Annotated in this window: 24 protein-coding genes; 15 read left to right on the top strand and 9 right to left on the bottom strand. The window is 62.6% G+C overall.

Annotation, left to right across the window (positions count from 1 at the left end; all coding sequences use genetic code 11):
* The first annotated feature begins 13 nt into the window (after positions 1-13).
* On the top strand, positions 14-1333 hold the full coding sequence (locus MUM_RS0119835) for an Nramp family divalent metal transporter (protein ID WP_010173255.1): 1320 nt from the start codon (positions 14-16) through the stop codon (positions 1331-1333).
* A 10-nt stretch (positions 1334-1343) separates the two neighbouring features.
* On the opposite strand, the gene MUM_RS0119830 is transcribed toward MUM_RS0119835, so the two are convergent.
* The 3 genes from MUM_RS0119830 to MUM_RS0119820 form a co-directional block, all read right to left on the bottom strand.
* Positions 1344-1721, bottom strand: a complete 378-nt coding sequence (locus MUM_RS0119830; RefSeq protein ID WP_010173254.1) for a type II toxin-antitoxin system VapC family toxin — start codon at positions 1719-1721, stop codon at positions 1344-1346.
* Positions 1718-2089, bottom strand: coding sequence for a type II toxin-antitoxin system Phd/YefM family antitoxin (locus tag MUM_RS1000000134810; protein ID WP_238535547.1), 372 nt, complete (start codon positions 2087-2089; stop codon positions 1718-1720). Before MUM_RS1000000134810 ends, MUM_RS0119830 begins: the two co-directional genes overlap by 4 nt.
* A gap of 111 nt (positions 2090-2200) precedes the next feature.
* On the bottom strand, positions 2201-3133 hold the full coding sequence (locus MUM_RS0119820) for a LysR family transcriptional regulator (protein ID WP_029616014.1): 933 nt from the start codon (positions 3131-3133) through the stop codon (positions 2201-2203).
* A 118-nt stretch (positions 3134-3251) separates the two neighbouring features.
* Here MUM_RS0119820 and MUM_RS0119815 point away from each other — a divergent pair, with 118 nt between their 5' ends.
* The 3 genes from MUM_RS0119815 (at position 3252) to MUM_RS1000000133405 (ending at position 4460) form a co-directional block, all read left to right on the top strand.
* Positions 3252-3737 carry a DMT family transporter gene (locus tag MUM_RS0119815; protein ID WP_029616013.1) on the top strand — a complete coding sequence of 162 codons (486 nt, stop codon included), beginning with the start codon at positions 3252-3254 and terminating at the stop codon, positions 3735-3737.
* A gap of 4 nt (positions 3738-3741) precedes the next feature.
* Positions 3742-4197, top strand: a complete 456-nt coding sequence (locus MUM_RS0119810; RefSeq protein WP_010173249.1) for a DMT family transporter — start codon at positions 3742-3744, stop codon at positions 4195-4197.
* Positions 4198-4289: 92 nt separating this feature from the next.
* Positions 4290-4460 (top strand): metallothionein, encoded by a 171-nt coding sequence (locus MUM_RS1000000133405; protein WP_008437063.1) that lies wholly within the window; start codon positions 4290-4292, stop codon positions 4458-4460.
* Positions 4461-4577: 117 nt separating this feature from the next.
* On the opposite strand, the gene MUM_RS0119805 is transcribed toward MUM_RS1000000133405, so the two are convergent.
* Positions 4578-4820 (bottom strand): DUF6555 family protein, encoded by a 243-nt coding sequence (locus MUM_RS0119805; protein ID WP_003208104.1) that lies wholly within the window; start codon positions 4818-4820, stop codon positions 4578-4580.
* A 117-nt stretch (positions 4821-4937) separates the two neighbouring features.
* Between MUM_RS0119805 and MUM_RS0119800 the strand changes: the two genes are divergently transcribed.
* The 3 genes from MUM_RS0119800 (at position 4938) to MUM_RS0119790 (ending at position 6955) form a co-directional block, all read left to right on the top strand.
* Complete coding sequence (locus MUM_RS0119800; RefSeq protein ID WP_010173246.1) at positions 4938-5702, top strand: AraC family transcriptional regulator; 765 nt, start codon at positions 4938-4940, stop codon at positions 5700-5702.
* A gap of 89 nt (positions 5703-5791) precedes the next feature.
* Positions 5792-5965: a DUF1427 family protein gene (locus MUM_RS1000000133400; protein WP_010173244.1), complete on the top strand. Its 174-nt coding sequence runs from the start codon at positions 5792-5794 to the stop codon at positions 5963-5965.
* 30 nt (positions 5966-5995) lie between these two features.
* Positions 5996-6955: a quinone oxidoreductase family protein gene (locus MUM_RS0119790; protein WP_010173242.1), complete on the top strand. Its 960-nt coding sequence runs from the start codon at positions 5996-5998 to the stop codon at positions 6953-6955.
* 126 nt (positions 6956-7081) lie between these two features.
* Here the strand turns inward: MUM_RS0119790 and MUM_RS0119785 are convergent, their stop codons facing one another.
* Both MUM_RS0119785 and MUM_RS0119780 read right to left on the bottom strand, forming a co-directional pair.
* Positions 7082-8119, bottom strand: a complete 1038-nt coding sequence (locus MUM_RS0119785; protein ID WP_010173240.1) for a purine-nucleoside phosphorylase — start codon at positions 8117-8119, stop codon at positions 7082-7084.
* Between the two features lie 20 nt (positions 8120-8139).
* Positions 8140-9096 (bottom strand): nucleoside-specific channel-forming protein Tsx, encoded by a 957-nt coding sequence (locus MUM_RS0119780; protein ID WP_029616012.1) that lies wholly within the window; start codon positions 9094-9096, stop codon positions 8140-8142.
* 224 nt (positions 9097-9320) lie between these two features.
* Here MUM_RS0119780 and MUM_RS0119775 point away from each other — a divergent pair, with 224 nt between their 5' ends.
* Positions 9321-10130 (top strand): aminoglycoside phosphotransferase family protein, encoded by an 810-nt coding sequence (locus MUM_RS0119775; RefSeq protein WP_010173236.1) that lies wholly within the window; start codon positions 9321-9323, stop codon positions 10128-10130.
* Here the strand turns inward: MUM_RS0119775 and MUM_RS0119770 are convergent.
* Positions 10100-11047: a helix-turn-helix domain-containing protein gene (locus tag MUM_RS0119770; protein WP_010173234.1), complete on the bottom strand. Its 948-nt coding sequence runs from the start codon at positions 11045-11047 to the stop codon at positions 10100-10102. The two genes, MUM_RS0119775 and MUM_RS0119770, sit on opposite strands and share 31 nt — an antisense overlap.
* Before the next feature lie 214 nt (positions 11048-11261).
* Here MUM_RS0119770 and MUM_RS0119765 point away from each other — a divergent pair, with 214 nt between their 5' ends.
* The 3 genes from MUM_RS0119765 (at position 11262) to MUM_RS0119755 (ending at position 14089) form a co-directional block, all read left to right on the top strand.
* Positions 11262-12572, top strand: coding sequence for an ABC transporter substrate-binding protein (locus tag MUM_RS0119765; protein ID WP_010173232.1), 1311 nt, complete (start codon positions 11262-11264; stop codon positions 12570-12572).
* A gap of 22 nt (positions 12573-12594) precedes the next feature.
* Complete coding sequence (locus MUM_RS0119760; protein WP_010173229.1) at positions 12595-13368, top strand: L-iditol 2-dehydrogenase; 774 nt, start codon at positions 12595-12597, stop codon at positions 13366-13368.
* A 61-nt stretch (positions 13369-13429) separates the two neighbouring features.
* Positions 13430-14089: an isochorismatase family protein gene (locus MUM_RS0119755; protein WP_010173227.1), complete on the top strand. Its 660-nt coding sequence runs from the start codon at positions 13430-13432 to the stop codon at positions 14087-14089.
* 66 nt (positions 14090-14155) lie between these two features.
* Here the strand turns inward: MUM_RS0119755 and MUM_RS0119750 are convergent, their stop codons facing one another.
* A complete protein-coding gene (locus tag MUM_RS0119750) occupies positions 14156-15586 on the bottom strand; it encodes a serine hydrolase domain-containing protein (protein WP_010173225.1) in 1431 nt (476 codons plus the stop codon).
* A 25-nt stretch (positions 15587-15611) separates the two neighbouring features.
* A complete protein-coding gene (locus MUM_RS0119745; RefSeq protein ID WP_003208132.1) occupies positions 15612-16526 on the bottom strand; it encodes a LysR substrate-binding domain-containing protein in 915 nt (304 codons plus the stop codon).
* Positions 16527-16915: 389 nt separating this feature from the next.
* Between MUM_RS0119745 and MUM_RS0119740 the strand changes: the two genes are divergently transcribed.
* Genes MUM_RS0119740 through MUM_RS0119725 form a run of 4 tightly spaced genes read left to right on the top strand, consistent with a single transcriptional unit; the run spans position 16916 to position 21934 of the window.
* The gene (locus MUM_RS0119740; protein ID WP_010173223.1) at positions 16916-18475 is read left to right on the top strand and encodes an ABC transporter substrate-binding protein; all 1560 of its coding nucleotides are present in this window, start codon (positions 16916-16918) and stop codon (positions 18473-18475) included.
* Positions 18476-18477: 2 nt separating this feature from the next.
* The gene (locus tag MUM_RS0119735) at positions 18478-19419 is read left to right on the top strand and encodes an ABC transporter permease (RefSeq protein ID WP_003208135.1); all 942 of its coding nucleotides are present in this window, start codon (positions 18478-18480) and stop codon (positions 19417-19419) included.
* Positions 19416-20294: an ABC transporter permease gene (locus MUM_RS0119730; RefSeq protein WP_003208137.1), complete on the top strand. Its 879-nt coding sequence runs from the start codon at positions 19416-19418 to the stop codon at positions 20292-20294. Before MUM_RS0119735 ends, MUM_RS0119730 begins: the two co-directional genes overlap by 4 nt.
* Entirely contained in the window at positions 20291-21934 is a 1644-nt protein-coding gene (locus MUM_RS0119725; protein ID WP_010173220.1) for an ABC transporter ATP-binding protein, read from the top strand. The genes MUM_RS0119730 and MUM_RS0119725 overlap by 4 nt, the downstream gene beginning before the upstream one ends.
* Positions 21935-22012 lie beyond the last annotated feature (78 nt).

The following is a 22012-nucleotide window of genomic DNA, read 5'->3' as shown; positions in this document are numbered from 1 at the left end:
CCTGGTACCCCGCGTGAAATTCAGCCTGCCCAAAATCGCTACCGCCCCTTTCTGCCCGCCGGAAGTCGCCGGCACCATCGCCGTCGACCCCAGGGCTTCGTTTTTCAAGCGCGTGTTAAAATTTGCCGGCCCAGGCTTGCTGATCTCCATCGGTTACATGGACCCGGGCAACTGGGCCACGGCCATCGAAGCCGGCTCGCGGTACGGCTACAACTTGTTGTTTGTGGTGCTGCTGGCCAGCCTGGCGGGCATGGCTGTGCAGTGCCTGTGCTCCCGGCTGGGCATCGCCACCGGCAAGGACCTGGCGCAATTGAGCCGCGAGCGCTACAGCCGGCGCTCGTCGTTGGTGCAGTGGGTTCTCGCGGAAATCTCGATCATCGCCACCGACCTCGCCGAAGTCCTCGGCTGCGCCCTGGCGTTTCACCTGTTGCTGGGCGTGTCCCTGACCACCGGGATTGTCATCACCGCCTTCGATACGTTGTTGATCCTGGCCCTGCAAAACCGCGGTTTCCGCCGACTGGAAGCGATCATGCTGGCGCTGGTGGCAACCATCGGTGTGTGTTTCTTCATTGAACTGGTGCTGATCAAACCTTACTGGCCCGACGTGTTTCGTGGCTTCACGCCGTCGCTGTCGGCCATCAGCGATGCAGCACCGTTGTACCTGGCCATTGGCATCCTGGGCGCCACGGTGATGCCCCATAACCTGTACCTGCATACCTCCATTGTGCAAACCCGGATGTTCGGCAAGGACCTGGCCAGCCGCCAGGACGCGGTCAAGCTGGCACGTATCGACACCATTGGCTCCCTGGCCCTGGCGCTGCTGGTCAACGCGGCCATCCTGATACTGGCCGCCGCGGCGTTCCACCAGACCGGTCACACGGACGTGGTGGAAATCCAGGACGCCTACCACTTGCTGGACCCGCTGGTGGGCGGTGCCTTCGCCAGTGTGCTGTTTGGTGTCGCGCTGCTGGCGTCCGGCCAGAGCTCCACATTCACCGGCACCATCGCCGGGCAAGTGATCATGGAGGGCTACCTCAACCTGCGTATTCCCTGCTGGCAGCGGCGCCTGATCACCCGTGGCCTGGCGCTGATCCCGGCGTTCCTCGGGGTGTGGCTGATGGGGGACGATGCCATCGGCAAGTTGCTGATTCTCAGCCAGGTGGTGTTGAGCCTGCAGTTGCCGTTTGCGCTGTACCCGTTGATCCGCATGACGGGCGACAAGCGCCTGATGGGACCGTTCGTTAACCGTTTGCCGACGCGACTGCTGGCCTGGGGCTTGTTTGTGGTGATCAGCGGGGCGAATGCCTGGCTGATCGGGCAGTGGTTGTTCTGAACGAAGTGGTTTACGCCAACACGGCCAGCGATGTGTATTTCGCCACTATCGGGTCCGCCGTTAACAGCTTCATCGGTTCGATGATGGCCGTCGCGATGATGAGTCGATCAAACGGGTCCCTGTGATGGGCCTCAAGGTCCTTGACCGCGATAGCGTGTTCGGAGGTGATGGGTAATTCCACGTAGCCGCTTTCAAGGCAGTACTCGCGGATTTCCTCCAGGTTTACGTTGAGCTTTCCGAGACCGACCTTTATTGCCAGCTCCCAGAATGTGGCGGCGCTGACGTAGATTTCTGCCGCGTTCTCGATCAGCTTCCTGGCCCTGGCAGACAGTTTCGGATCATCGCTCAGGGCCCAAAGCAGGATATGGGTATCCAGCAATACCCTCATGGGTGATTTCCCTCGAACGCGTCCAGCATGTCGTCTGGCAATGGCGCATCAAAGTCGTCCGGCACCACCAGTTTTCCTTTCATGGCGCCGATACGCCGGCCTGTCGGTTTCCCGACGGGGACAAGGCGAGCCATGGCGCGCCCATGCTTGGCGATGGTGATGATTTGGCCGGAGGCGGCATCATCGACCAGTTTTGACAGGTTATTTTTTGCTTCGCCCAACGGTACGGTAATCATGTGGTCTTCCCCGGATTTTGGCCAAATATAGCCAAAATTTCGTAGGCAGGCAAAGATCAGCCGACTGCTGGTTGAGGGTGATTTTTGCGAGAGTTGTTGTGTGTTTCCGAACGGGTAATGACTGGCATCCATGACGTCTCTCCTGAAGGAAGTTGTCGGAGTCTGCCGGAGTGCAAGTGGAATTGGACCTGTGTTTCATAAAAACAGACATGCCTTACGGGGAGGGGGATTTTTCCTGACACCTCATCGATCCCAGTACGGCACCGTCCCAAAACACTCGACGAAGTAGTCGATCACCGTGCGCACCTTCAACGACAACCGCCGGCTACCCGGCCATAGCGCTGCAATCTGTTGCGGTTCCAGGGTCGTCGCCACTTCATAGTCGGTCAGCACCGCCTGCAGCGTGCCGGCGCGCAGGCCTTCGCCGATCAACCACGATGGAAATACCACCAGCCCCAGGCCTTGTTCGGCGGCGTGGGTCAGGGTGTCGGCGTGGTTGCCGGTGATCGGGCCCTTGACGCTGTAGGACGTCCAGTCACCCTGGTCGCGGCGGAAGAACCAGCGCTGCTGGCCCGTCACGCCCTTGTAGGCGAGGCATTGGTGGTTGGCCAGCTCGTCGGGATGTTGAGGGGTACCGAAACGCTTCAGGTAGCCGGGGCTGGCGGCGAGGCGAAAGCGTTGGGGTGCGAAGATTCTCGCCTGCATGCCGGAATCGTTCAGCACGCCAATGCGAAACAGCAGGTCTGTACCGTCCTGCAACGGGTCGACATAGGTGTCGGTTTGCTGGATATCCAGTTGCAGCTTCGGATAACGCCGGCACAACTCCCCCAGCCACGGCGACAGATGGCGCTGGCCAAACACCATCGGCGCATTAATGCGCACCAGGCCGCTGGGTTCGCTTTCCTGTTCCTGCAGCGCCTGGCCGGCGGCTTCCAACTGCTCCAGCATCAGCCGTGCATGGCGGCCCAACAGGCGCCCGGCTTCCGTAGGGCTGACCGCACGGGTATGCCGATACAACAGCTGTTGGCCCAGGGCCTGTTCCATCAACTGGATTTGCCGGGAAATGGAGGAGGGCGCCAGGCCCTCGCGGCGTGCGACCTCAGAGAAACTGCCGTAGTCCAGCACGGCGACAAACAGGCGAAGTGCCTTGAAACTCAGTTCGTTCAAGCCCTGCATCATGACTCCGTTCTGTGCGTATTGCGCAAAGGTGTTGTCGGCATGCTCCCATTTATCGCACAGCAGTGCCACCGGATAATGCGCGCCATTGTTCCTCTCTCTAACGCGCAGGTGATGTATGCAGGCTTCTTCAACGGCGACTGTGGCTCAGGCCCGGCCCAAGACATTTCTTCGATTACTGTTGCTGCCGCTGGTGATTTTCGCCGGCATGGGTTTGTCGGTAGAGGCCGGGTTGCTGGGCCCGCTGGGTGTGCAGGTCGGGCACTTGTGGGCGACCTTGAGCATCTTCGGCGTTGGCTCGGCGATTTTGTTTCTGCTGTTGCTGTTCAGCGGCCCGCAAAAGGGTCCGGCGTTGACCGATCTGCCGCGCTGGCAACTGGTGGGTGGGTTTCTGGGGCCGATGTACGTGGTCGTGCTGACCCTGGCCACGCCGCATATCGGTATCGCGATGACCATGATTGCGATTTTGTCGGGCCAGGTGGGCAAGAGCGTGCTGATTGATCACTTCGGCTGGTTCGGCACCGCCCGCAAGCGGGTCAATGTGGAGCGCTGGATTGCATTGGGGTTGATTGTGGTGGCACTTGTTTTGATTGCGCGGGGTTAAGGCGATGAATCTGATTCTGTTGTTGGTAGTGGTCGTGGCCGCCGGTGCGGTGTTGAGTGTGCAGGCCGCCATCAACGGCCGCCTCGGCCAGGCGGTGGGTGTATTGCGCAGCAGTCTGCTGACGTTTGTGGTGGGTGCGGTCAGCACCGGCTTGCTGATTCTGTTCTTCGAACCGGCCCATGCGGTCAGCCTGCTGGACATGCCGAAATGGCAACTGACCGGGGCGTTGTTCGGCGTGGTGTACATGATGGTGATGGTTGGCGCGGTTCCGATTGTGGGCACTGCGGTGGCCACGGTGGCGGTGATTGTCGGCCAGTTGGGCATGGGCATGCTGATCGACAACTTCGGCTGGCTCGGCAACCCGGCCATCGAGTTATCGGGCAGCCGGATCGTGGCGATGCTCTGCCTGGCGCTGGCCCTGGTGTTCATGTACCGCAGCAACGCTCGTCGGGCTGACTGACGGGCCTTTGAACCTTGCATGATTGCCTATAGTCATTCCTTGAGGTGCCGGCGTTCGCCGCACCTGGACGACCACGAAAAAGGAGTCTGACCATGCAAGAGAAAACATGCGCCTGCCCTCACTGCAACTGCCAGTTGGGGAAAAACGCGGTGATGAAGGATGGCAAGGGCTATTGCTGCCAAGGCTGCGCCGAGCATCATGCCCATGGTGAGCCTTGTGCTTCGGCGACCGGGTGCGAGTGTGCCAAGTCGGCGCACGGCTAACGCGGGCTGCCTCCTGTAGGAGCGAGCTTGCTCGCGAAAAAACCGAGAGCGACGCGGGGCACCAGGTGCCCCGCGTTATCGTTAATGACCTTCGCGAGCTAGCTCGATCCTACGGTTTCACGCGCTGGGGCGCGCATCCGAGCGGCGCCATTGCACGTTTTCGATGCCGAATTTCTCGGCCTGGGGCTGGCTGGTCTTCTTCACCTGCTCCCGGGCAAAGCGCCCGATACGACCCACGCCCGCGTCGCAGCTCGCCCAATGCCAGGCTTCGGCGTTGTCGAGTTTTTCCAGGCGGATGATGAATGACTTGGGCTGGCCATGCAGCGTGTAGTCGATCACGAAAAGTTTTGCGTTAGTCATGGATCCGTTAACCCTCCTTGTGTCTTTAAGTGACCCTCCCCAGGCGGTAAAAATTCACTCGGATTATCCGGCACGGGTCATTACCATGGCTGTCCATCCTTGACTGATGTGCCTTCCATGGCCCTGGCCGCACCCCCCGACCTCAGTGATCACGCCGTCCCCGTGCAACCCTTGGCGCGTACCTACCCGCGTGGGTTGTACGTCGAGCCTCATCAACACGATTGGGGCCAGTTGCTTTACGCGATGAGCGGTGTGATGTGGGTCGAGACGCCGCAGGAAGCGCTGGTGGTGCCGCCTCAGCGCGCGGTGTGGCTGCCGCCGGGTGTCGAGCACGGGATTCGCGTGGTGTCCGACTTGCAGATGCGCAACATCTACCTGCGCCCGGCGCTGGCTGCGACCCTGGACAGCCAGGTGCAAGTGATCGAGGTGGGCGGGCTGCTGCGCGAACTGATCGTGGCGTTGGTCGAGCAGGGCGACAAGGGTGATCAGGCCTACTACGAGGCAGTGGTCGGCCTGGCCCTGCTGGAGCTGCAGCGGGCCCGGCGTTCGCCGATCCGCATTGCCTTGCCCGTGGGTGCCGACCGACGCCTGATGAGTGCCTGCCAGGCAGTCATGGCGTCGCCTTCCCTGGACATTCCCTTCGAGCAGCACGCCGAAGCCTCCGGCGCCAGCGTGCGCACCCTGGCCCGGCTGTTCCAGAACAGCCTGGGCATGGGCTTTGCCGAGTGGCGCCGCCAGGTGCAGTTGGCCACCGCCGTGGCCGAGCTGATCCAGGGCCAGTCGGTCAGCGCCATCGCCCGCTCCCTGGGCTATTCCCCCAGCAGTTTCAGCGACATGTTTCGTCGCGAATTGGGAATGGCACCATCGCAGTACCCCGTCTGAGGCTTGGCCGAAATTCTGAAGCAGTTGGCCGATGCTTCGGATTTGGGCCCCCTACACTGACCGCATCAACCCTTGCTGCGGAGTGTTCCATGAATTACCTGATTTCCTTGGCCATCGGCCTGTTGGTCGGCGTGATTTACGGTGCCCTGGACTTTCGTTCGCCCGCGCCTCCGGCCATTGCCCTGGTAGGGCTGATGGGCATGTTACTGGGGGAAAAGCTCTGGCCTATGGGCCGGCAGCTGGTCAGCGCCTGGTTGTCCTGAAACCCTTTTTAACCTCGATGGATATTGGCCATGAAAGCACTGCAATTTTCCGCCTCCGGCGATCTCGCTGCCCTCGCTTACGTTGACGTCGCCACCCCGGTGCCGGCGGCCGGTGAAGTCCTGGTACACATCAAGGCCGCCGGGCTGAACCCCAGCGACGTGAAGAACGTACTCGGGCGCTTCCCCTACACCACCTTGCCACGCATCCCCGGCCGGGACTTTGCCGGGGTGGTGGTGGAAGGCCCGCAGGAGCTGGTAGGCCAGGAAGTCTGGGGCACCGGCCGCGACCTGGGCTTTTTTGCCGACGGTTCCCACGCCCAGTACCTCACCGTGTCGGCCAAGGGCGTGGCCCACAAGCCCAGCCATCTGAGCTTTGCCCAGGCAGCCAGTCTCGGCGTGCCGTACACCACGGCGTGGGATGCACTTGAGCGCAGCGGTGTTGGCCAAGGCACGCGTTTGCTGGTGATTGGTGCCAATGGTGCCGTAGGCAGTGCGGCCCTGGCCCTGGCGAAAATTCGTGGGGCCCAGGTGCTCGGGGCGGTGCGTCGGCCGGAACAGGTCGAGGCATTGCGCGAGCAGGGTTTCGAGGGGCTGTTACTGGGCCAGCCGGAAGCGCTGGGCGGGCAGGTCAATGCGCTGTTTGGTGCGGGCGCCGATGTGATTTTCGATACCACCGGTTTCTGGTTGCCGGCAGCCGTGGCGGCGCTGGCACCCTTTGGCCGGATCGCAATCATTGCCGCACCGGTGGACGGGCACGTACAACTGCCAGCCCTGGCGTTGTACCGCAAGGGCGGTTCGGTGGTGGGGATCAATTCGTTGCTCTACAACTGCGAGCAGTGCGCGGTGATGCTGGAGCAGTTCGGGCGGTTCTTCGATGAAGGCTTGTTGCCGTTGCCGACCGGCTTGCGGGAAGTGTCGCTGGCCGACGGTGTGAAGTGCTTTGAGGAAGTGAACCAGGGCAGTGCAGACAAGATTATCTTCCTGCCCTGATCAATACCCTGTAGGAGCGAGCTTGCTCGCGAAAAACCTGAGAACGACGCGGGGTACCAGATGCCCCGCGTTATCGTTAACCATCGTCGCGAGCAAGCTTGCTCCTACAGACCTGCGGCGCAGTCTTTACTCTTGCGGAACGCCTTTCTCCCACGCCGACCAGTTCTTCAGAATCGCCTGCACCAGCGGGTTACCGGTGCGGTACAGGTTCTCCAGGGCCGGTACAAAACCGCCCTGGTCCGCATACTTCAACAGGTTGTCCACTTCGCTGTAACCCGGGTATGGCCGATCAAAGTCGGAGCCGGCCCGCACGACGGCCAAACGCTTGATATCCACCAAGCCTTCGCGGCTGGCTCGCAGCAACGCCTCATAGGTGGAGTTGTCTTCCTGCTGGGTGGTGCAATACACGCCTTTATTGTCCGTCAGCAACTTGGTCCAGACTTCCGCGCGCTCACTCAGGCGCGTCCCGGAGAACCAGGTATTGCCCGCCAGGGTGTCACACCGGGTAACTTGCGGCGGCTGGTTGGCCGGCGCGTACGGGTAGTGTTTGCGCCAGGCCGTGGACTCCTTGCTTTCGCTGAGTTCGACTTTCTGCGACAGCGCAAACGCCTTGGCCTGCAGCTTGGGATTGAGCTCAAACACTTCGGTCTTGTAGTCCAGCGGCGGCTTCTCGTTCGGCCCTTTGGTGTTGATGCCGATGTAACCGGTCGGCCAATCCTTCGGCGCATCCCGTGAATCCAGTTCCCACTGGGTGCCGAACTCCACCAGGTAATGGGCCCACGCGGCGGTGCCGATGGTGCCGTGGTGCGGGTTGATCCCGGCAATCCCGGCGATCAGGAAGTAGCTCTGGCGCAGGTCGAACTTGGGCGACAACGCCAGCGCCAGGGTCGAGGCCGCTGCGTTGGTCTGGCCCATGCCGGTTACCAGCAGGCACACGTCCTGGGTGTTGCAGCGGATCACCGGGTACTCGGCCGACAAGCCCGGCACGCGTACTTCCTGCTTGAGCTCCAGGCGGTCGATCCAGTTCTGCGCCTCGGGGGCGAACATGGTGATCAGCATCACCTTGGGCTTGATCGGGGCCGGCGTATCGGCCAACGCGACCTGGGGCAACAGCGCCCCGGCGGCCAGGCCGATGGCGATAGAAAGGCGGGTAAAGGTCTTCATCTACTGCTCCTTGTTCACACTCAGAATTGATAGCCCACACCGGCGTAGTAACCCCAGCCGTTGGAGCGGGCGCGGAAATTACCGTCGCCAAAGTTCAGCTCGCTGCCGTCTTCCCAGTTGCCGCCGTTGTGGAAGTAACGGCCGACCAGGGTGAAACGCAAGTGAGTGAACGAATACAACAACACGTTTGTTGCAACCAGGGAGTTGGCGGTGCGCGCGGGGTTGTCTTTGTGCAGGTCCGAGCCGAAATCGTAGTTGGTGAAGCCGATATAGGTCAGCGAGGCACCATTGTCGAAGCTGCCGATGGGCACGATGTACTTCATCTGCGCCCGGTAGCCGTCCCACGAGTATTCGTTGCTGGCGCCGTAGTTTTCCCACTGGTAGCGGCCATAGAAGTTCGCCGACAGGTTCACCCGCGAGTGGGTCTCGATGTCGGTGCCCAGGCCGCTGTACAAGGTATTGGCGCGGTTGGCCTTGTTGCTGCCGTGGTCGTAGATCCAGTCAAACGCCACGTACCATTCCTTGAACGGCCCGATGGCCAGGCTGCGACCGGCCAGGTAGTCGATGGAGATACGCGGTTCGTGTTCCATGAACACTGGGGAGCCGTGGTCCCAGGCACCTTTGTCATTGCTGTTGCCGATGCCGAAGATCTTCGGGATATCGATGTAGCCATACAGTTCGAACGGGCCCTTGCGGCCGAAGTATTCGTACTCCAGGTAAACGTCATCGGCGGGTTTGGGGCCGAAGCTGATGTCTTTGCTGCCGATGACCGTCAGGTCCTGGTTGAACCAGTCCGACAGGTACACGCCTTTTTTCGAGGGGCTGGCTTCCGGGGCCAGGGTTTCGCCCTGTGCTGAGTCATCGGAGGGTTTTTCCTGCGCCAAAATGGGTGCGCTGAGTACTCCCGTAACGGCAGCCAGTAGCAGGGAAACAGCAAAAGGAGTAGCCGACGCGGTTCGTCTGGAAGTGGGGTGCATTGAAAATCCCTGTTCGTACGCGGTTTGGGCCCGATTCTTCGGGTTGAGGTGAACTTGGCTGCCAAGTTCGTTCCGCAAACGTTTGCACAGGTTGTACCAATTTGTGTCAATTGCATGAAGGAATTGAGAAAAGTGGGAAATAGTCGGCCTTTTGGTCAGAAACCGGAGGGGGCGGCTAAACGCGCTTGTGGCATCCTGAAGGGCCTCGCACTGGGAGCCATCCGATGTTCGATCATTATTTGAAACGCTGGAAACTCACCCCCGAGGGTGACGCGATCATCACCCACAGCAGCGATCTGCTGCCGGTACGCTGGGACGGCCAGCCGGCGATGCTCAAGATCGCCCGCGAGCCCGAGGAAAAACTCGGCGGTGCGTTGATGACCTGGTGGGCGGGCGAGGGCGCCGCACGGGTATTTCTCCATGACGACGATGCCGTGGTGATGGAGCGCGCGACCGGCCCGGGTTCACTGATGCACATGGCCCTCAATGGCCACGACGATGAAGCCAGCCGCATTGCCTGCGCCACCGTGGCTTTATTGCATGCCCCACGCCCGTCGTCGCCGGAGGGTTTGCATTCATTGGAGCAATGGTTTGAGTCCCTGTGGCTCGCCGCTGAGCGCAAAGGCGGGCTGATACGCGAGTGCGCCACCACGGCGCGCAACCTGCTGGCGTCGCCCCAGGAACAGATGGTGCTGCACGGTGACGTGCACCACGACAACATCCTCGACTTCGGCCCACGGGGCTGGCTGGCGATCGACCCCAAGCGGGTGACTGGCGAGCGCGGCTATGACTACGCGAACCTGATCTGCAATCCGGATTTGCCCACGTGCACCGACCCTGTGCGATTTGCACGCCAGGTCGAGGTCATCGCCCGGGCAGCGGGCCTGGAGCGCCAGCGTCTGTTGCAATGGGTGATGGCCCATGCCGGTTTGTCCGCGGCCTGGTTTCTGGAGGATAACGAGCGGCACCGGGCCGATGTAGACCTGGAAGTGGCCCGCCTGGCTCAGTGGGCCTTGGTAAACGGCAGCGCCTGATCACCGTTGCGGTTGAACAGGTACGTCGCGGTTTCCCGGCGATACTCGCTGGGCGTCTGGTTCATCTCGATGCGAAAGTGCCGGTTGAAGTTGGAGAGGTTGGCGTAGCCCACTTCAAAGCAGATATCCGCCACCGACATGTCGCTTTGCAGCAACAGGCGGCAGGCGCGCTGCACCCGGAACTTGCGCATCAGGTCGATAAAACCGTGGCCGGTGACGCGCTTGAAGAAGCGCGAAAACCCCGGCTCGCTCATCTCCAGCCGCTGGGCGATGACCGACAGCCTTAAGTCGCCAGTCAGTTCCGTCATCAAGTATTCGAAGGCCTTGTGGATACGCTCCGAGCTGCGGGCATCCAGGCTCGGCGTGTAGCAGGCGCTGGCCAGGCAGTGGGTTTCCCGGTCGGGCGCCTGCATCAACGTATGCAGTAACTGGATGAACAGGATCAGGCGCGCCAGCCCTTGGGCAGGGCCGATGGATTCCAGCAGATGCGCGGCCTTCAGGGCGGTCTCGCCGGTGAATTCCAGGCCGCGGCGGGCCCGGTCAAACAGGGGTTGCAGATCGCCCAACTCCGGCAGGGTGCTGCGCAGGGCCAGCAGCGCGGCGCCGTCGAACTGCAGTACCACATCGCGGCCGGTCAGGTATTCGCCGGGCGCCAGGTCGCCGATCCAGTCGTGGGGCAGGTCGGGGCCGATCAGCGCGACGTGGCCGGCGCCAAACGCACCGATATAGTCACCTGCCACCAGCTTGCCGCTGCCCTGGCGGATCAGGTGAATCTCGAATTCCGGGTGATGGTTCCAGCGGGCGAGTTCGAACGGATAGTCATGTTCGTACCAGCGAAAGCCATGCTCGGGCTCGGCCAGAATCACTTCCAGCTCGGCGGGGCGTTGCTCGAAAAGGGCGGAGCGGCTTGCAGGCATGGGCTTGGCCCTTCTGGGCTTTTTGGAATGGGACCAAAATACGCCCTTTGCCCGGGCAGCCGCTACCCCGGGTTTTGCCCGCCACTGATACTTTTTTGATTTCGTGGTGGCGGTTAAAAAAGTATCAGTCAGGCATCCGCCATGCGTTTGTCCCGCCCCGGGCAAGCTGCTGTAATCGGGTCGTCAACAACAAAAACAATAAGTGGAAACCGCCATGTTCAAGATTTCGAAAGCGCTGTTCCTGCTCTCCGGCCTCACGCTGGCAATCGCCGCCCACGCGGCCGAAACCGTGACCATCGCCACGGTCAACAACAGTGACATGATCCGCATGCAACGCCTGTCCAAGGTGTTCGAGCAACAACACCCCGAGGTGAAACTCAATTGGGTGGTGCTCGAAGAAAACGTCCTGCGCCAACGCCTCACCACTGATATCGCCACCCAGGGCGGCCAGTTCGACGTGCTGACCATCGGCACCTACGAAACCCCGTTGTGGGGCGCCAAGCACTGGCTGGAGCCGATCACGCCACTGCCCGCCGACTACGACGTAGACGACATCTTCCCCGCCGTACGTCAGGGCCTGTCGGTGAACAACACCCTCTATGCCTTGCCGTTCTATGGCGAAAGCACCGTCACCTATTACCGCACCGACCTGTTCAAGCAGGCGGGCTTGACGATGCCCGAGCACCCGACCTGGACCCAGCTGGGCGAGTTCGCCGCCAAACTCAACCAACCCGCCAAGGACCAATACGGCATGTGCCTGCGGGGCAAGGCTGGCTGGGGTGAAAACATCGCGCTGCTAAGCACCATGGCCAATGCGTTTGGCGCCCGCTGGTTTGACGAACAATGGAAGCCCGAGCTGACGAGCCCCGAGTGGACCGCAGCGGCGAACTTCTACGTTAATACCCTGAAAAACTACGGTCCGCCGGGCGTCTCCAGCAACGGTTTCAACGAAACCCTGGCGCTGTTCAACAGTGGCAAATGCGCGATCTGGGTGGATGCCAGCGTCGCCGGCTCGTTCACCACCGACAAAACCCAAAGCAAGGTCGCCGACAGCGTGGGCTTTGCCGCCGCCCCCACCGAGGTCACCGACAAGGGCTCGTCGTGGCTCTACGCCTGGTCCCTGGCGATCCCGGCCACCTCCAAACACAAGGACGCCGCCAAAGCCTTCATCACCTGGGCCACCTCCAAGGAATACATCCAGTTGGTGGCGGACAAGGACGGCATCACCAACGTGCCGCCGGGCACGCGCCAGTCCACCTACAACGCGGCGTACCTGGCTGCGGCGCCGTTCGCCCAGGTGACCTTGCAGATGATGCAACACGCCGACCCGGCGCACCCGTCGGCCAAGCCTGTGCCGTACGTGGGCATCCAATACGTGACCATCCCTGAGTTCCAGGCCATCGGCACCTCGGTGGGCAAGCTGTTTTCGGCAGCGCTCACCGGTGGCATGACCGTCGACAAGGCACTGGCCGAGGCGCAGGCCACCACGACGCGCGAAATGAAACGCGCCGGCTACCCGAAATAATCACCTTAGGGACACTGCATTCATGAAACGACTGGAAGGTAAAAGCGCGCTGGTCACCGGCAGCGCCCGGGGCATTGGCCGGGCGTTTGCCCAGGCCTACATCAACGAAGGCGCCACCGTCGCCATCGCCGACATCAATCTTGCGCGGGCCCGGGCCACCGCCGCTGAATTGGGCCCTAAGGCCTACGCGGTGGCGATGGACGTCACCGACCAGGCCTCCATCGACGCGGCGATTGCTGCCGTGGTGGCGCAGGCCGGCAAGCTCGATATCCTGATCAACAACGCGGCCTTGTTCGACCTGGCACCGATCACCGAGATCACCCGCGACAGCTTTGACCGGCTGTTCTCGATCAACGTCGCCGGTACGCTGTTCACCTTGCAGGCGGCAGCCAAGCAGATGATCAAGCAGGGGCACGGCGGCAAGATCATCAACATGGCCAGCCAGGCCGGGCGTCGGGGGGAGCCGTTGGTGGCTGTGTACTGCGCGACCAAGGCCGCGGTGATCAGCCTCACGCAGTCGGCGGGGTTGAATCTGATCAAGCAGGGCATCAACGTGAATGCCATCGCCCCGGGCGTGGTGGACGGTGAGCATTGGGACGGGGTGGATGCGATGTTCGCCCGGCATGAAGGGCTGCCGCTGGGGGAGAAGAAAAAACGCGTGGGGGCCGAGGTGCCGTTTGGACGGATGGGCACGGCGGAGGATTTGACCGGGATGGCGATTTTCCTCGCTTCAAAAGAGGCCGACTACGTGGTTGCCCAGACCTACAACGTCGACGGCGGGAACTGGATGAACTGACGGCACTTGCTCCTGTACCTGGCCTTGTGCTTTTGTGCGCATGCCAGAGGAGAACGCCAAAATGACCGTCCCGAAAAACGCTGTTGCCTCATTTGATGTCGATGCCCAGAAGAGCTTCACGCCGCTGTGCCCCGCTGAACTGCCGGTGGTCGGCGGCGACCAGATCGGCGCCGAGCTCAACTATATGGCCAGCCTCGCCGGGCGCCGTGTGGGCAGCAAGGACGCCCACACCCCCCACGCGCCCTGGGTGGTCTCGCAGCACAGCGAGATGCTGCAACCCACCGGCCTGGTGCACGCCGATGTCACCTGGGTGGCCCACTGCGTGCCCGGCACCGTGGGTTTCACCCTGCTGGACGAATTGCCTGCGCCCTATGACTACGACTACTTCATCTGGAAAGGCGTCGAGCCCGACCTGCATCCCTACGGCGCCTGCTACCACGACCTTCACGACAAACTTTCCACCGGGGTCATCGAGTACCTCAATGCCCAGGGCATCCGGCGCGTAATCGTCGGCGGCCTGGCGCTGGACTACTGCGTCAAGACTACCGTGTTGCAGCTGTTCAAGGCCGGTTTCGAGGTGATCCTGCACCTGCCGGCGTGCCGTGGCATCAGCGAGGAGGGGGGTGTGGCAGCGGTTGACCACCTTGCACAAATCGGCGTGATGATCAGCCGCAGCCGGGAAGAACTGGCCGCGATGGTGGTGGGCGCTGTCGAGCTTTAGCGAGGATTATCGCGGTGTGACCGAGGTACCGAGTCGCCCGCATTGCGGGCAAGCCCGGCTCTCACACTAGAGCTTCATGCCGACTAAGACTTCCTGCTCCTTCCCCGCACTGTTGACGTTGACCGTACGCGCCACACGCACGCGGTCACCGTCAAACTCACACACCACCCGATCACGAAACGCCGTCTGCGGATAGATCCAGGTCATCTCCAGCGTCCGGGTATCCAGCCAGCGCGCGCCGGCAATAATCTGCGCGTCCTTGAACTCATAACCGTGGTGCAACGCCCGACCCGGCATGCTGGTGGTGCCGCTGACCCAGTGATCAATCCCGATTTCCAGGGCATGCCCAGCCTTGCTGTCGGTCAGCTGGAAGCGCAGTACATTGCCCTCAACGGCAAACGCCACTTGCTGCACATCCAGCCCATTGGGTTCTACCTGATACACACCGGTGAAATCCGCCGGCCCGGCACACGCTGAAAGCAAATCAGGCCGCAGCGCCATGCTCGCCAGACGTTGCTCCAACCGCGCATCCGCGTCAGGTTTGACGTTGCAATCACTGCCAAACGCCGCCGGAAAATGCCGCTCGACAAACGGAAGCAGCTCCGCCGAATTCTTCATCCCGCCGATCACCACCAGCGTTGCGCCGTATTCGCGGAACACCATCGCCATCTGCACAAACACGCCCACCGCGCTGAAAGCCTGAGCCGGTTTCATCATCCAGTGATAACCGTAACGGCTGTCCGGCCCGCCTTGTGGCCGGGTGGCCGCAGCAACCCAGGCGGCCGGCAGAATCTGCTGGCCATTCCAGACGCCGCCTTGTGCATGCAGCACGGCCAGCTTGAGCATGGCCGACGTCGGTGCTTTCAGACCGTTCCCGCCGGGATTCACCCTATCGGGGCCGATGTCCCAGCGTTCATTATGGATGTCCAGCGGCACAAACAGCCGGGGCTTGAGGTACGCGTGCAAGGTTTGCCCGGTGACCTTGTTGATCAGCGCCGAGAGCATGTAACTCGCCGCACTGGTATAGACGTAGGTGGTGCCCGGCGCATAGGCCAGCGGGATCTTGAAGAATTCGGCAATCCAGCTGGTCTCGATTCCGCGCCACACCGAGCCCGAGGTATTGGCGGCGTGGCCGGTGCGCATGCTCAGCAGGTGTTCCACGGTCATGTCCGCCAGGCGCGGGTCAGCGGCCGCCGGTACGAACTCGGGGAAGAACTCCACCAGCCGGTCGTCCAGTTTCAGCAACCCTTCATCCAGGGCCAGGCCGATGGCGCAGGCGGTAAAGCTCTTGGCCACCGAGTGCAGTACCCGGGGTTCGTTGGGGTCCACCGGCCAGCTCCAGCCTTCGGCGACCACCTGGCCGTGGCGATGCAGCATCAGGCCTTGCAGGTCGAGACCGGCGGCTTTCACCTCATCGAGAAAGGCAATCAGGTGCTCGGGATCAACGCCGACGCTGCTGGCGCTGGCGCGGGACAAACCATCGTAGGACATGGGCATAAACAGGCTCGTGGGGGGAGGAGAGTCAACGGCTGCGGTGCACCAGCCGCGAATAGGAAATCAGCATGCTGGTCAGTTCCTGGCTGACGCTGGTGAGCGGTGATGAGCGGCGGCTGATCAGGCACACATCGCGGGTGGCCAACGGTTCTTCGATAGCGATGGTGGTCAGGGCGCTGGAAAACAGCTTCATCCCCGGCAGCATGCGCGGCTCGATGGTCAGGTAATCGGTTTCCGAGACGATGTGCAGGGTTTCCAGCAACGAATCGGTGGTGATCGCGATCTTCGGCGGCGCCAGGCCCTGGGTGCGGAACAGCTCGATCAAGCGGTTCTCCGCGCCGCCCACCACGCCGGCCGGGCGCACGCTGATCCACTGGCAGTCGGTGAGGGCTTGCACGGATTTTGCGTGGGCCTGGGGGTGGCCCTTGCGCGCAATGATGCCGGCGTTGGAGCTGTAGAGGCGGTCGATGGCCAGGTCGATATCGGCGACGTTGGGCGCCAGCGGGCACAAGACGAAATCCAGGCGGCCATCGCGGACTTTTTCCACCAGGCCCTTGGTGGTGCCGCTGGCCACGTGCACCTGCATGCGCGGGAAGCGCTGGGTGAAGTTGCTCAGTACCGGCAGCAGCAATTCGGCCAAGGGTTCGGAGGTCACACCCAGGGCGATATGGCCTTCGGGTTCGCCTTTCCAGGGTTGCAGGTCAAGCAGGGCGCGTTCGCAGTCGAGGGTGATGGAGCGGGCGCGGGCCAGGAACACTTCGCCGGCCGGCGTCAGGTTGATGCCCTGGTTGGAACGTTGCAGCAGCACCACCCCGAGTTCTTTTTCCAGGGTCTGGATCGACTGGGTCAGGGTGCTTTGCGCCACATCCAATTGACGCGCGGCAGAGCGGAAGCTGCCTTTTTCAACCACGGAGCAGAAAGCACGAAGATGGGTGAGGGTCATGGCGGTTGGCTCAGTCAGTGCTGCATTTAAACCATTGAATGTCAGCCAGCTTATCTGATGACTCCAGGTGCGCAAAGATCGGTATTGGCGATCACGATCATTATTTTTGATCATTAAAACCGCATCTTTTCCGGCTCAAGGCCCTGATTTCTCGGTACGGTAAGGCCAGGGCAACCCACGGACGGTTGATGATCGGATAAACCGAGCCCGATCACTCGGAGCGTTCTTCTCAAGTTCATCGGGTGGCGAATAAGATCGGTCCAGGAACATTCGCAAACCGTAGTCAGCGACTAAAACAACAACAACTATTCAGGTGTTCGGCCGTGCCTCTTTTTGGGTCCTGCCAGCGTCCGAACCCAAGCGTAAGGATCATTCAAGGTGCATTTATCATGAACAAGACTTTAATCCTGGCTGGCGCCTTGTCCGCCGCGCTGGTGGGCACTGCCCACGCCGAGAATCTGTTGAAGGTCGCGTTGAACGCCGACATTCGCAGCACCGAGCCAGGCGTCAACCGTGACACCAACTCCGACGCCGTCATCTTGCACATTACCGAAGGACTGGTGGCCTTCCGTGAAGATGCCACCGTCGGCCCGCTGCTGGCCAAGGACGTGCAGGTGTCCGACGACGGCCTGCGCTACACCTTCCACTTGCGCAGCGGGGTGAAGTTCCAGAACGGTGCGCCGTTGACCTCCGCCGAAGTGCTGTGGACCTGGAAGCACTACCTCGACCCGAAAACCCAATGGCGCTGCGCCCCGGAATTCGACGGCCATGGCGGCGCCAAAATCGTCGACATGAGCGCCCCGGACCCGCTCACCGTGGTGTTCACCCTGGACAAGCCCAACGGCCTGTTCCTCACCAGTACGGCACTGCCCGAGTGCGGCGGCAGCGGCATCCTGCACCCCGACTCGGTGGTCAACGGCCAATGGAAAGCCCCCATCGGTACCGGCCCGTTCCGCCTGGGCGAGTGGAAGCCCGGCCAGTACGTCGACCTGCTGCGCAACGCCGACTACACCCCGCGTGACGAGAAAGAGCCGGACGGCTACACCGGCAATAAAACCACCACCCTGGACCGCGTGCGCCTGCTGGTGATCCCCGACCCGGCGGCGGCCAAGGCGGCCTTGCTGTCGAAGAACGTCGACCTGCTGATTGACGTCACGCCGCTGGACGCCACCGAACTGGCCGCCAACCCCGGCATCAAGGTCACCTCCAGCGGCACCATGTCGGTCAACGCACTGTTGTTCCAGACCCGCGACCCGTTGCTCAAAGATGTGCGCCTGCGCCAGGCCATCGCCCACTCGCTGGACACCGCACAAATCGTCGCCGCCTTGACCGGTGGCCGCTCCCAGGCCAACAACTCGATGGTCGCCAGCGGCAGCCACTACCACCAGGCCATCGAGAACCAGGGCTTCGACTTCGACCCGGCCAAGACCGCCCAACTGCTGCGCGAAGCCGGCTATAAAGGCCAGCCGATCAAGCTGATCGTCAACAAGCGCTACGCCGCGATCTTCGACATGGGCGTGTTCGTGCAAGCCATGGCCAAGGCCAGTGGCCTCAACCTGGAACTGGAAACCCTGGAGTGGGGCACTCAGCTGGAGCGCTACCAGACCGGCAACTACCAGATGATGGCGTTCCCGTATTCCGAGCGCCTCGACCCGGCCCTGAGTTTCGACTCCATGACCGGCGACAAGGACAAGGAAGCCCGCAAGGTCTGGGACAACCCCCAGGCCCAGGAATGGCTGCGTGAAGCCCAGCGTGAGGGCGACATCACCAAGCGCCAGGCGCTGTTCGATCAATTGCACCAGCAGATGCTCAAGGACGTGCCGCTGATCCCGATGTACAACGGCAACGCCATCGCCGCCAGCCGCGACTACGTGCAGGGGCTGCGAACCTGGCCGGTGTCCAAGCCGCGCTTGTGGACCGTCAGCGTGCCTGCGACCGGGAGTAACTGAGGATGTTGCGTTTCATCTTCCAACGGCTGGCGATGTCGATCCCGACCTTGCTGCTGATCTCGCTGATGGTGTTCGCGATCATCCGGCTGGTGCCCGGCGACCCGGCGCTGCTGATGCTCGGCGACATGGCCGACGCCCACAGCCTGGAGGTCGCGCGTGCGTCCCTGGGCCTGGACCAGCCGTTGCCGCTGCAGTTTGTGATCTGGCTCAAGGCGGTGCTCAGTGGCGACCTTGGGCATTCCATCACCACCAATGAGGCGGTGTTGCCGCTGATCCTCGACCGGTTCCAGGTGAGTGCCGGGATCGTGCTGGTCTCGGTGTTGCTCGCGGCGTTGATTGCGGTACCGGCCGGTTTGCTCTCGGCCTGGAAACAGAACAGCTCCCTGGACTTTGGCGTGGTCTCCACCGCGACCCTGTTGCTGTCGATCCCGAGCTTCTGGCTGGGCCTGCTGTTGCTCTACGCGTTCGGTATCAAGCTGGGCTGGTTGCCGGTGGTGGGGTATGTGTCGTTCGGCCAGTCGCCGTGGCAGGCCTTGAGTTTTATCGTGCTGCCGATTGTCACCCTGACGTTGGTCGAACTTGGCGCGATCACCCGCATGGCCCGGGCCAGTGCGATTGAAGTGCTGCGCCTGGAGTACATCACCCACGCCCGGGCCAAGGGCCTGTCGGAACGGGCGGTGTTGTGGCGGCATGCGCTGCGCAACTCGTTTGCGCCGACCCTGACCCTGATCGGCCTGATCCTCGGCAACCTCCTCAGTGGCATCGCGGTGCTCGAAACCGTGTTCACCCTGCCAGGCATCGGCCGGCTGATGGTCGACGCCATCTACGCCCGGGACTACCCGGTGCTGCAAGGCTGCCTGCTGCTGGTGACCTTTGTTTATGTGCTGGTCAACCTGTTGGTGGACCTGCTGTACCCGCTCTTCGACCCCAGGGTTAAGTTATGAATAAGCCTCTACCTGCCGCACCCGAGGTGCTGTTGCCGGCACCGGCGCGTGCCCCCAGGGCCTGGCGTGTGCCGCCGCTGAACGCGCTGATCGGTGCGCTGCTGCTGGCCTTGTTGTTGATCATGGCCTTGCTGGGCCTGGTCTGGACGCCCCATGACCCGTTGGCCCTGAACCTGTTGGCGCGTTTGCAGGCGCCCACGGCTGCCCACTGGCTGGGCACTGACGAATACGGCCGCGATGTGCTGAGCCGCCTGATGATCGGCGCGCACACCAGCCTGTGGGTGAGTGTGTTGACGGTGACGCTGGCGATCACCGCCGGCACGGTGCTCGGCCTGCTGGCCGGATTCCTGCGGGGCTGGGTCGACCGTGGCCTGATGATGGTCAACGACGCATTGCTGGCGTTCCCCGGCATCCTGCTGGCCCTGGGCTTGATGGCGATCATCGGCCCAAGCCTGTACGGCATTGTCTTCGCCTTGAGCCTGGCCTACACGCCGTCGGTGGTGCGGGTGGTGCGCGGCACGGTGTTGTCGCTGCGCGAGAAAGAGTTTGTCGAGGCCTCGCGGGTGATCGGCAACTCCGAGCTGTACACCATGCTGCGGCACATTGCGCCGAACTGCGTGGCACCGGTGTGCGTACTGGCCACCAGCATGTTCGGCTGGGCGATCCTGGCGGAAAGCTCCCTGAGTTTCCTCGGCCTGGGCGTCCCGCCACCGGCCGCCACCTGGGGCAACATGCTCGCCGCCAGCCGGCCGTATATCGCCACGGCCAGTTGGCTGGGGCTGTTTCCCGGTGTCTGCATCGCCATGGCGTTGCTGGCGTTCAACCTGTGCGGCGATGCCTTGCGCGATCGTCTCGACCCGCGGATGAGTAAATGACCATGACTGACATCCTTCTGGCAGTCGACCAGCTGAAAATCCGCGAGGGGGCCAACGGCCCGCTGGCGGTCAACGACCTGAGCTTCACCATCGCGCCCGGCGAAATCGTGGCGCTGGTGGGCGAGTCCGGCAGCGGCAAGACCATGGCCGCCCGCGCCGCCATCGGCCTGCTGCCACCGCCGCTTGAGCAATGCAGCGGCCAGGTGCGCTTCCAGGGCCATGACCTGGGCAGCCTGGCGCCGGAGCAACTGCGCCAGTTGCGCGGGGCGAAGATCGGTATGGTGTTCCAGGAACCCATGGTGTCCCTCAACCCGTCCATGAGCATCGGCGAGCAAATGGCCGAGGGCCTGCGCCTGCACACCAAGCTCACCGATGCGCAGATCCGTGAGCGCAGCCTGGAAATGCTCGGGCATATCGGCATCAAGGACGCCGAGCGTTGCCTGGCCGCGTTTCCCCACGAGTTCTCCGGCGGCATGCGCCAGCGCATCATGCTGGCCTCGGTGATGCTGCTGCGCCCGGCGTTGCTGATTGCCGACGAGCCCACCACGGCCCTGGATTGCCTGGCGCAACTGGACGTGTTGAAACTGATGCTCGACCTGACCCGCGAACAGGGCACGGCGATCCTGTTTATCAGCCACGACCTGTCGCTGGTGGCGCGCTACGCCGACAAAGTGGTGGTGATGCGCGAAGGCCGCGCGGTGGAGCAGGGCACCATCGAGCAGATCCTGCTGGCGCCCAAGGCCGAGTACACCCGGCAACTGCTGGAGGCGTTGCCTCGGCGCGGCACCCTGGCGGCCTTGCCCAAGGCAGACCGGCCGTTGCTGACAGTCAAGGACGTGTGCATCGAGCACCCGGGGCCGCGCAGCCTGTGGGGCCGCAGCCAGTTAAAACGGGTGGTGCATTCGGCCAACCTGTCCATCGCTCCCGGGGAAACGCTGGCGCTGGTGGGCGGCAGTGGCTCCGGCAAGACCACCCTGGGCCGGGCGATTGTCGGCCTGAACAGCCCGTGTTCCGGCGCCATCGAATTTGAAGGCGTGGACATTCTCAAGGCCGGCAACCGCGAGCATCGGCTGCAATGCCAGATGATTTTCCAGGACCCGTATTCGTCACTCGACCCACGCATGAAAATCGGCGACATCCTCGCCGAACCCCTGCGCCATGTGCCCGGCATGACGCCTGCCCAACGGCGTGAGCGGGTGACGAAAACCCTGCTGGACATCGGCCTGGCCGAGCAGTTTGTCGACCGTTTCCCTCACCAGTTGTCCGGTGGCCAGCGCCAACGGGTGGCCATCGGCCGGGCGCTGGTGCGCCACCCGCGACTGGTGATCGCCGATGAGCCGATCTCGGCGTTGGACATGACCATCCAGAAGCAGATCCTTGAGCTGTTCGAACGCCTGCAGGCGCAGTACGGCTTTGCCTGCCTGTTCATCTCCCACGACCTGGCGGCGGTAGAACGCATCGCCCACCGGGTGGCGGTGATGAGCGAGGGCAGGGTGGTGGAAATGGGCGCCCGCGACGAGATCTTCGACCGCCCGCAACACCCTTACACCCGCAAGCTGCTGGCCGCCGCCAGCCCCTTGGAGAAACTTGAAAACGGTGGCTACCGCATCCGCCAGGGCCCCGTACCGCTAGCGCTGTAACCCAGGACTGACGTCACCCGCCGCGCAAATCGCTGATTTGCGCGAACGGCGAAGCCATGCCCGAAGAACAATAAAAAC

It is taken from the genome of Pseudomonas sp. PAMC 25886 (assembly GCF_000242655.1).
GTDB lineage: Bacteria > Pseudomonadota > Gammaproteobacteria > Pseudomonadales > Pseudomonadaceae > Aquipseudomonas.
The sequence above is the reverse complement of the archived record's forward strand: the minus strand, read 5'-3'. Positions and strand labels throughout refer to the sequence as shown.

What these genes read in the sequence shown, in the direction of transcription:
- MUM_RS0119780 (WP_029616012.1), bottom strand. Translation starts at nt 9,096, where the DNA reads ATGCACCCCACTTCCAGACGAACCGCGTCGGCTACTCCTTTTGCTGTT.
- MUM_RS0119740 (WP_010173223.1), top strand. Translation starts at nt 16,916, where the DNA reads ATGAACAAGACTTTAATCCTGGCTGGCGCCTTGTCCGCCGCGCTGGTG.
- MUM_RS0119750 (WP_010173225.1), bottom strand. Translation starts at nt 15,586, where the DNA reads ATGCCCATGTCCTACGATGGTTTGTCCCGCGCCAGCGCCAGCAGCGTC.
- MUM_RS0119785 (WP_010173240.1), bottom strand. Translation starts at nt 8,119, where the DNA reads ATGAAGACCTTTACCCGCCTTTCTATCGCCATCGGCCTGGCCGCCGGG.
- MUM_RS0119745 (WP_003208132.1), bottom strand. Translation starts at nt 16,526, where the DNA reads ATGACCCTCACCCATCTTCGTGCTTTCTGCTCCGTGGTTGAAAAAGGC.
- MUM_RS0119830 (WP_010173254.1), bottom strand. Translation starts at nt 1,721, where the DNA reads ATGAGGGTATTGCTGGATACCCATATCCTGCTTTGGGCCCTGAGCGAT.
- MUM_RS0119775 (WP_010173236.1), top strand. Translation starts at nt 9,321, where the DNA reads ATGTTCGATCATTATTTGAAACGCTGGAAACTCACCCCCGAGGGTGAC.
- MUM_RS0119725 (WP_010173220.1), top strand. Translation starts at nt 20,291, where the DNA reads ATGACCATGACTGACATCCTTCTGGCAGTCGACCAGCTGAAAATCCGC.
- MUM_RS0119810 (WP_010173249.1), top strand. Translation starts at nt 3,742, where the DNA reads ATGAATCTGATTCTGTTGTTGGTAGTGGTCGTGGCCGCCGGTGCGGTG.
- MUM_RS0119815 (WP_029616013.1), top strand. Translation starts at nt 3,252, where the DNA reads ATGCAGGCTTCTTCAACGGCGACTGTGGCTCAGGCCCGGCCCAAGACA.
- MUM_RS0119770 (WP_010173234.1), bottom strand. Translation starts at nt 11,047, where the DNA reads ATGCCTGCAAGCCGCTCCGCCCTTTTCGAGCAACGCCCCGCCGAGCTG.
- MUM_RS0119790 (WP_010173242.1), top strand. Translation starts at nt 5,996, where the DNA reads ATGAAAGCACTGCAATTTTCCGCCTCCGGCGATCTCGCTGCCCTCGCT.
- MUM_RS0119755 (WP_010173227.1), top strand. Translation starts at nt 13,430, where the DNA reads ATGACCGTCCCGAAAAACGCTGTTGCCTCATTTGATGTCGATGCCCAG.
- MUM_RS1000000133405 (WP_008437063.1), top strand. Translation starts at nt 4,290, where the DNA reads ATGCAAGAGAAAACATGCGCCTGCCCTCACTGCAACTGCCAGTTGGGG.
- MUM_RS0119800 (WP_010173246.1), top strand. Translation starts at nt 4,938, where the DNA reads ATGGCCCTGGCCGCACCCCCCGACCTCAGTGATCACGCCGTCCCCGTG.
- MUM_RS0119760 (WP_010173229.1), top strand. Translation starts at nt 12,595, where the DNA reads ATGAAACGACTGGAAGGTAAAAGCGCGCTGGTCACCGGCAGCGCCCGG.
- MUM_RS0119735 (WP_003208135.1), top strand. Translation starts at nt 18,478, where the DNA reads ATGTTGCGTTTCATCTTCCAACGGCTGGCGATGTCGATCCCGACCTTG.
- MUM_RS0119765 (WP_010173232.1), top strand. Translation starts at nt 11,262, where the DNA reads ATGTTCAAGATTTCGAAAGCGCTGTTCCTGCTCTCCGGCCTCACGCTG.
- MUM_RS1000000133400 (WP_010173244.1), top strand. Translation starts at nt 5,792, where the DNA reads ATGAATTACCTGATTTCCTTGGCCATCGGCCTGTTGGTCGGCGTGATT.
- MUM_RS0119805 (WP_003208104.1), bottom strand. Translation starts at nt 4,820, where the DNA reads ATGACTAACGCAAAACTTTTCGTGATCGACTACACGCTGCATGGCCAG.
- MUM_RS1000000134810 (WP_238535547.1), bottom strand. Translation starts at nt 2,089, where the DNA reads ATGGATGCCAGTCATTACCCGTTCGGAAACACACAACAACTCTCGCAA.
- MUM_RS0119730 (WP_003208137.1), top strand. Translation starts at nt 19,416, where the DNA reads ATGAATAAGCCTCTACCTGCCGCACCCGAGGTGCTGTTGCCGGCACCG.
- MUM_RS0119820 (WP_029616014.1), bottom strand. Translation starts at nt 3,133, where the DNA reads ATGCAGGGCTTGAACGAACTGAGTTTCAAGGCACTTCGCCTGTTTGTC.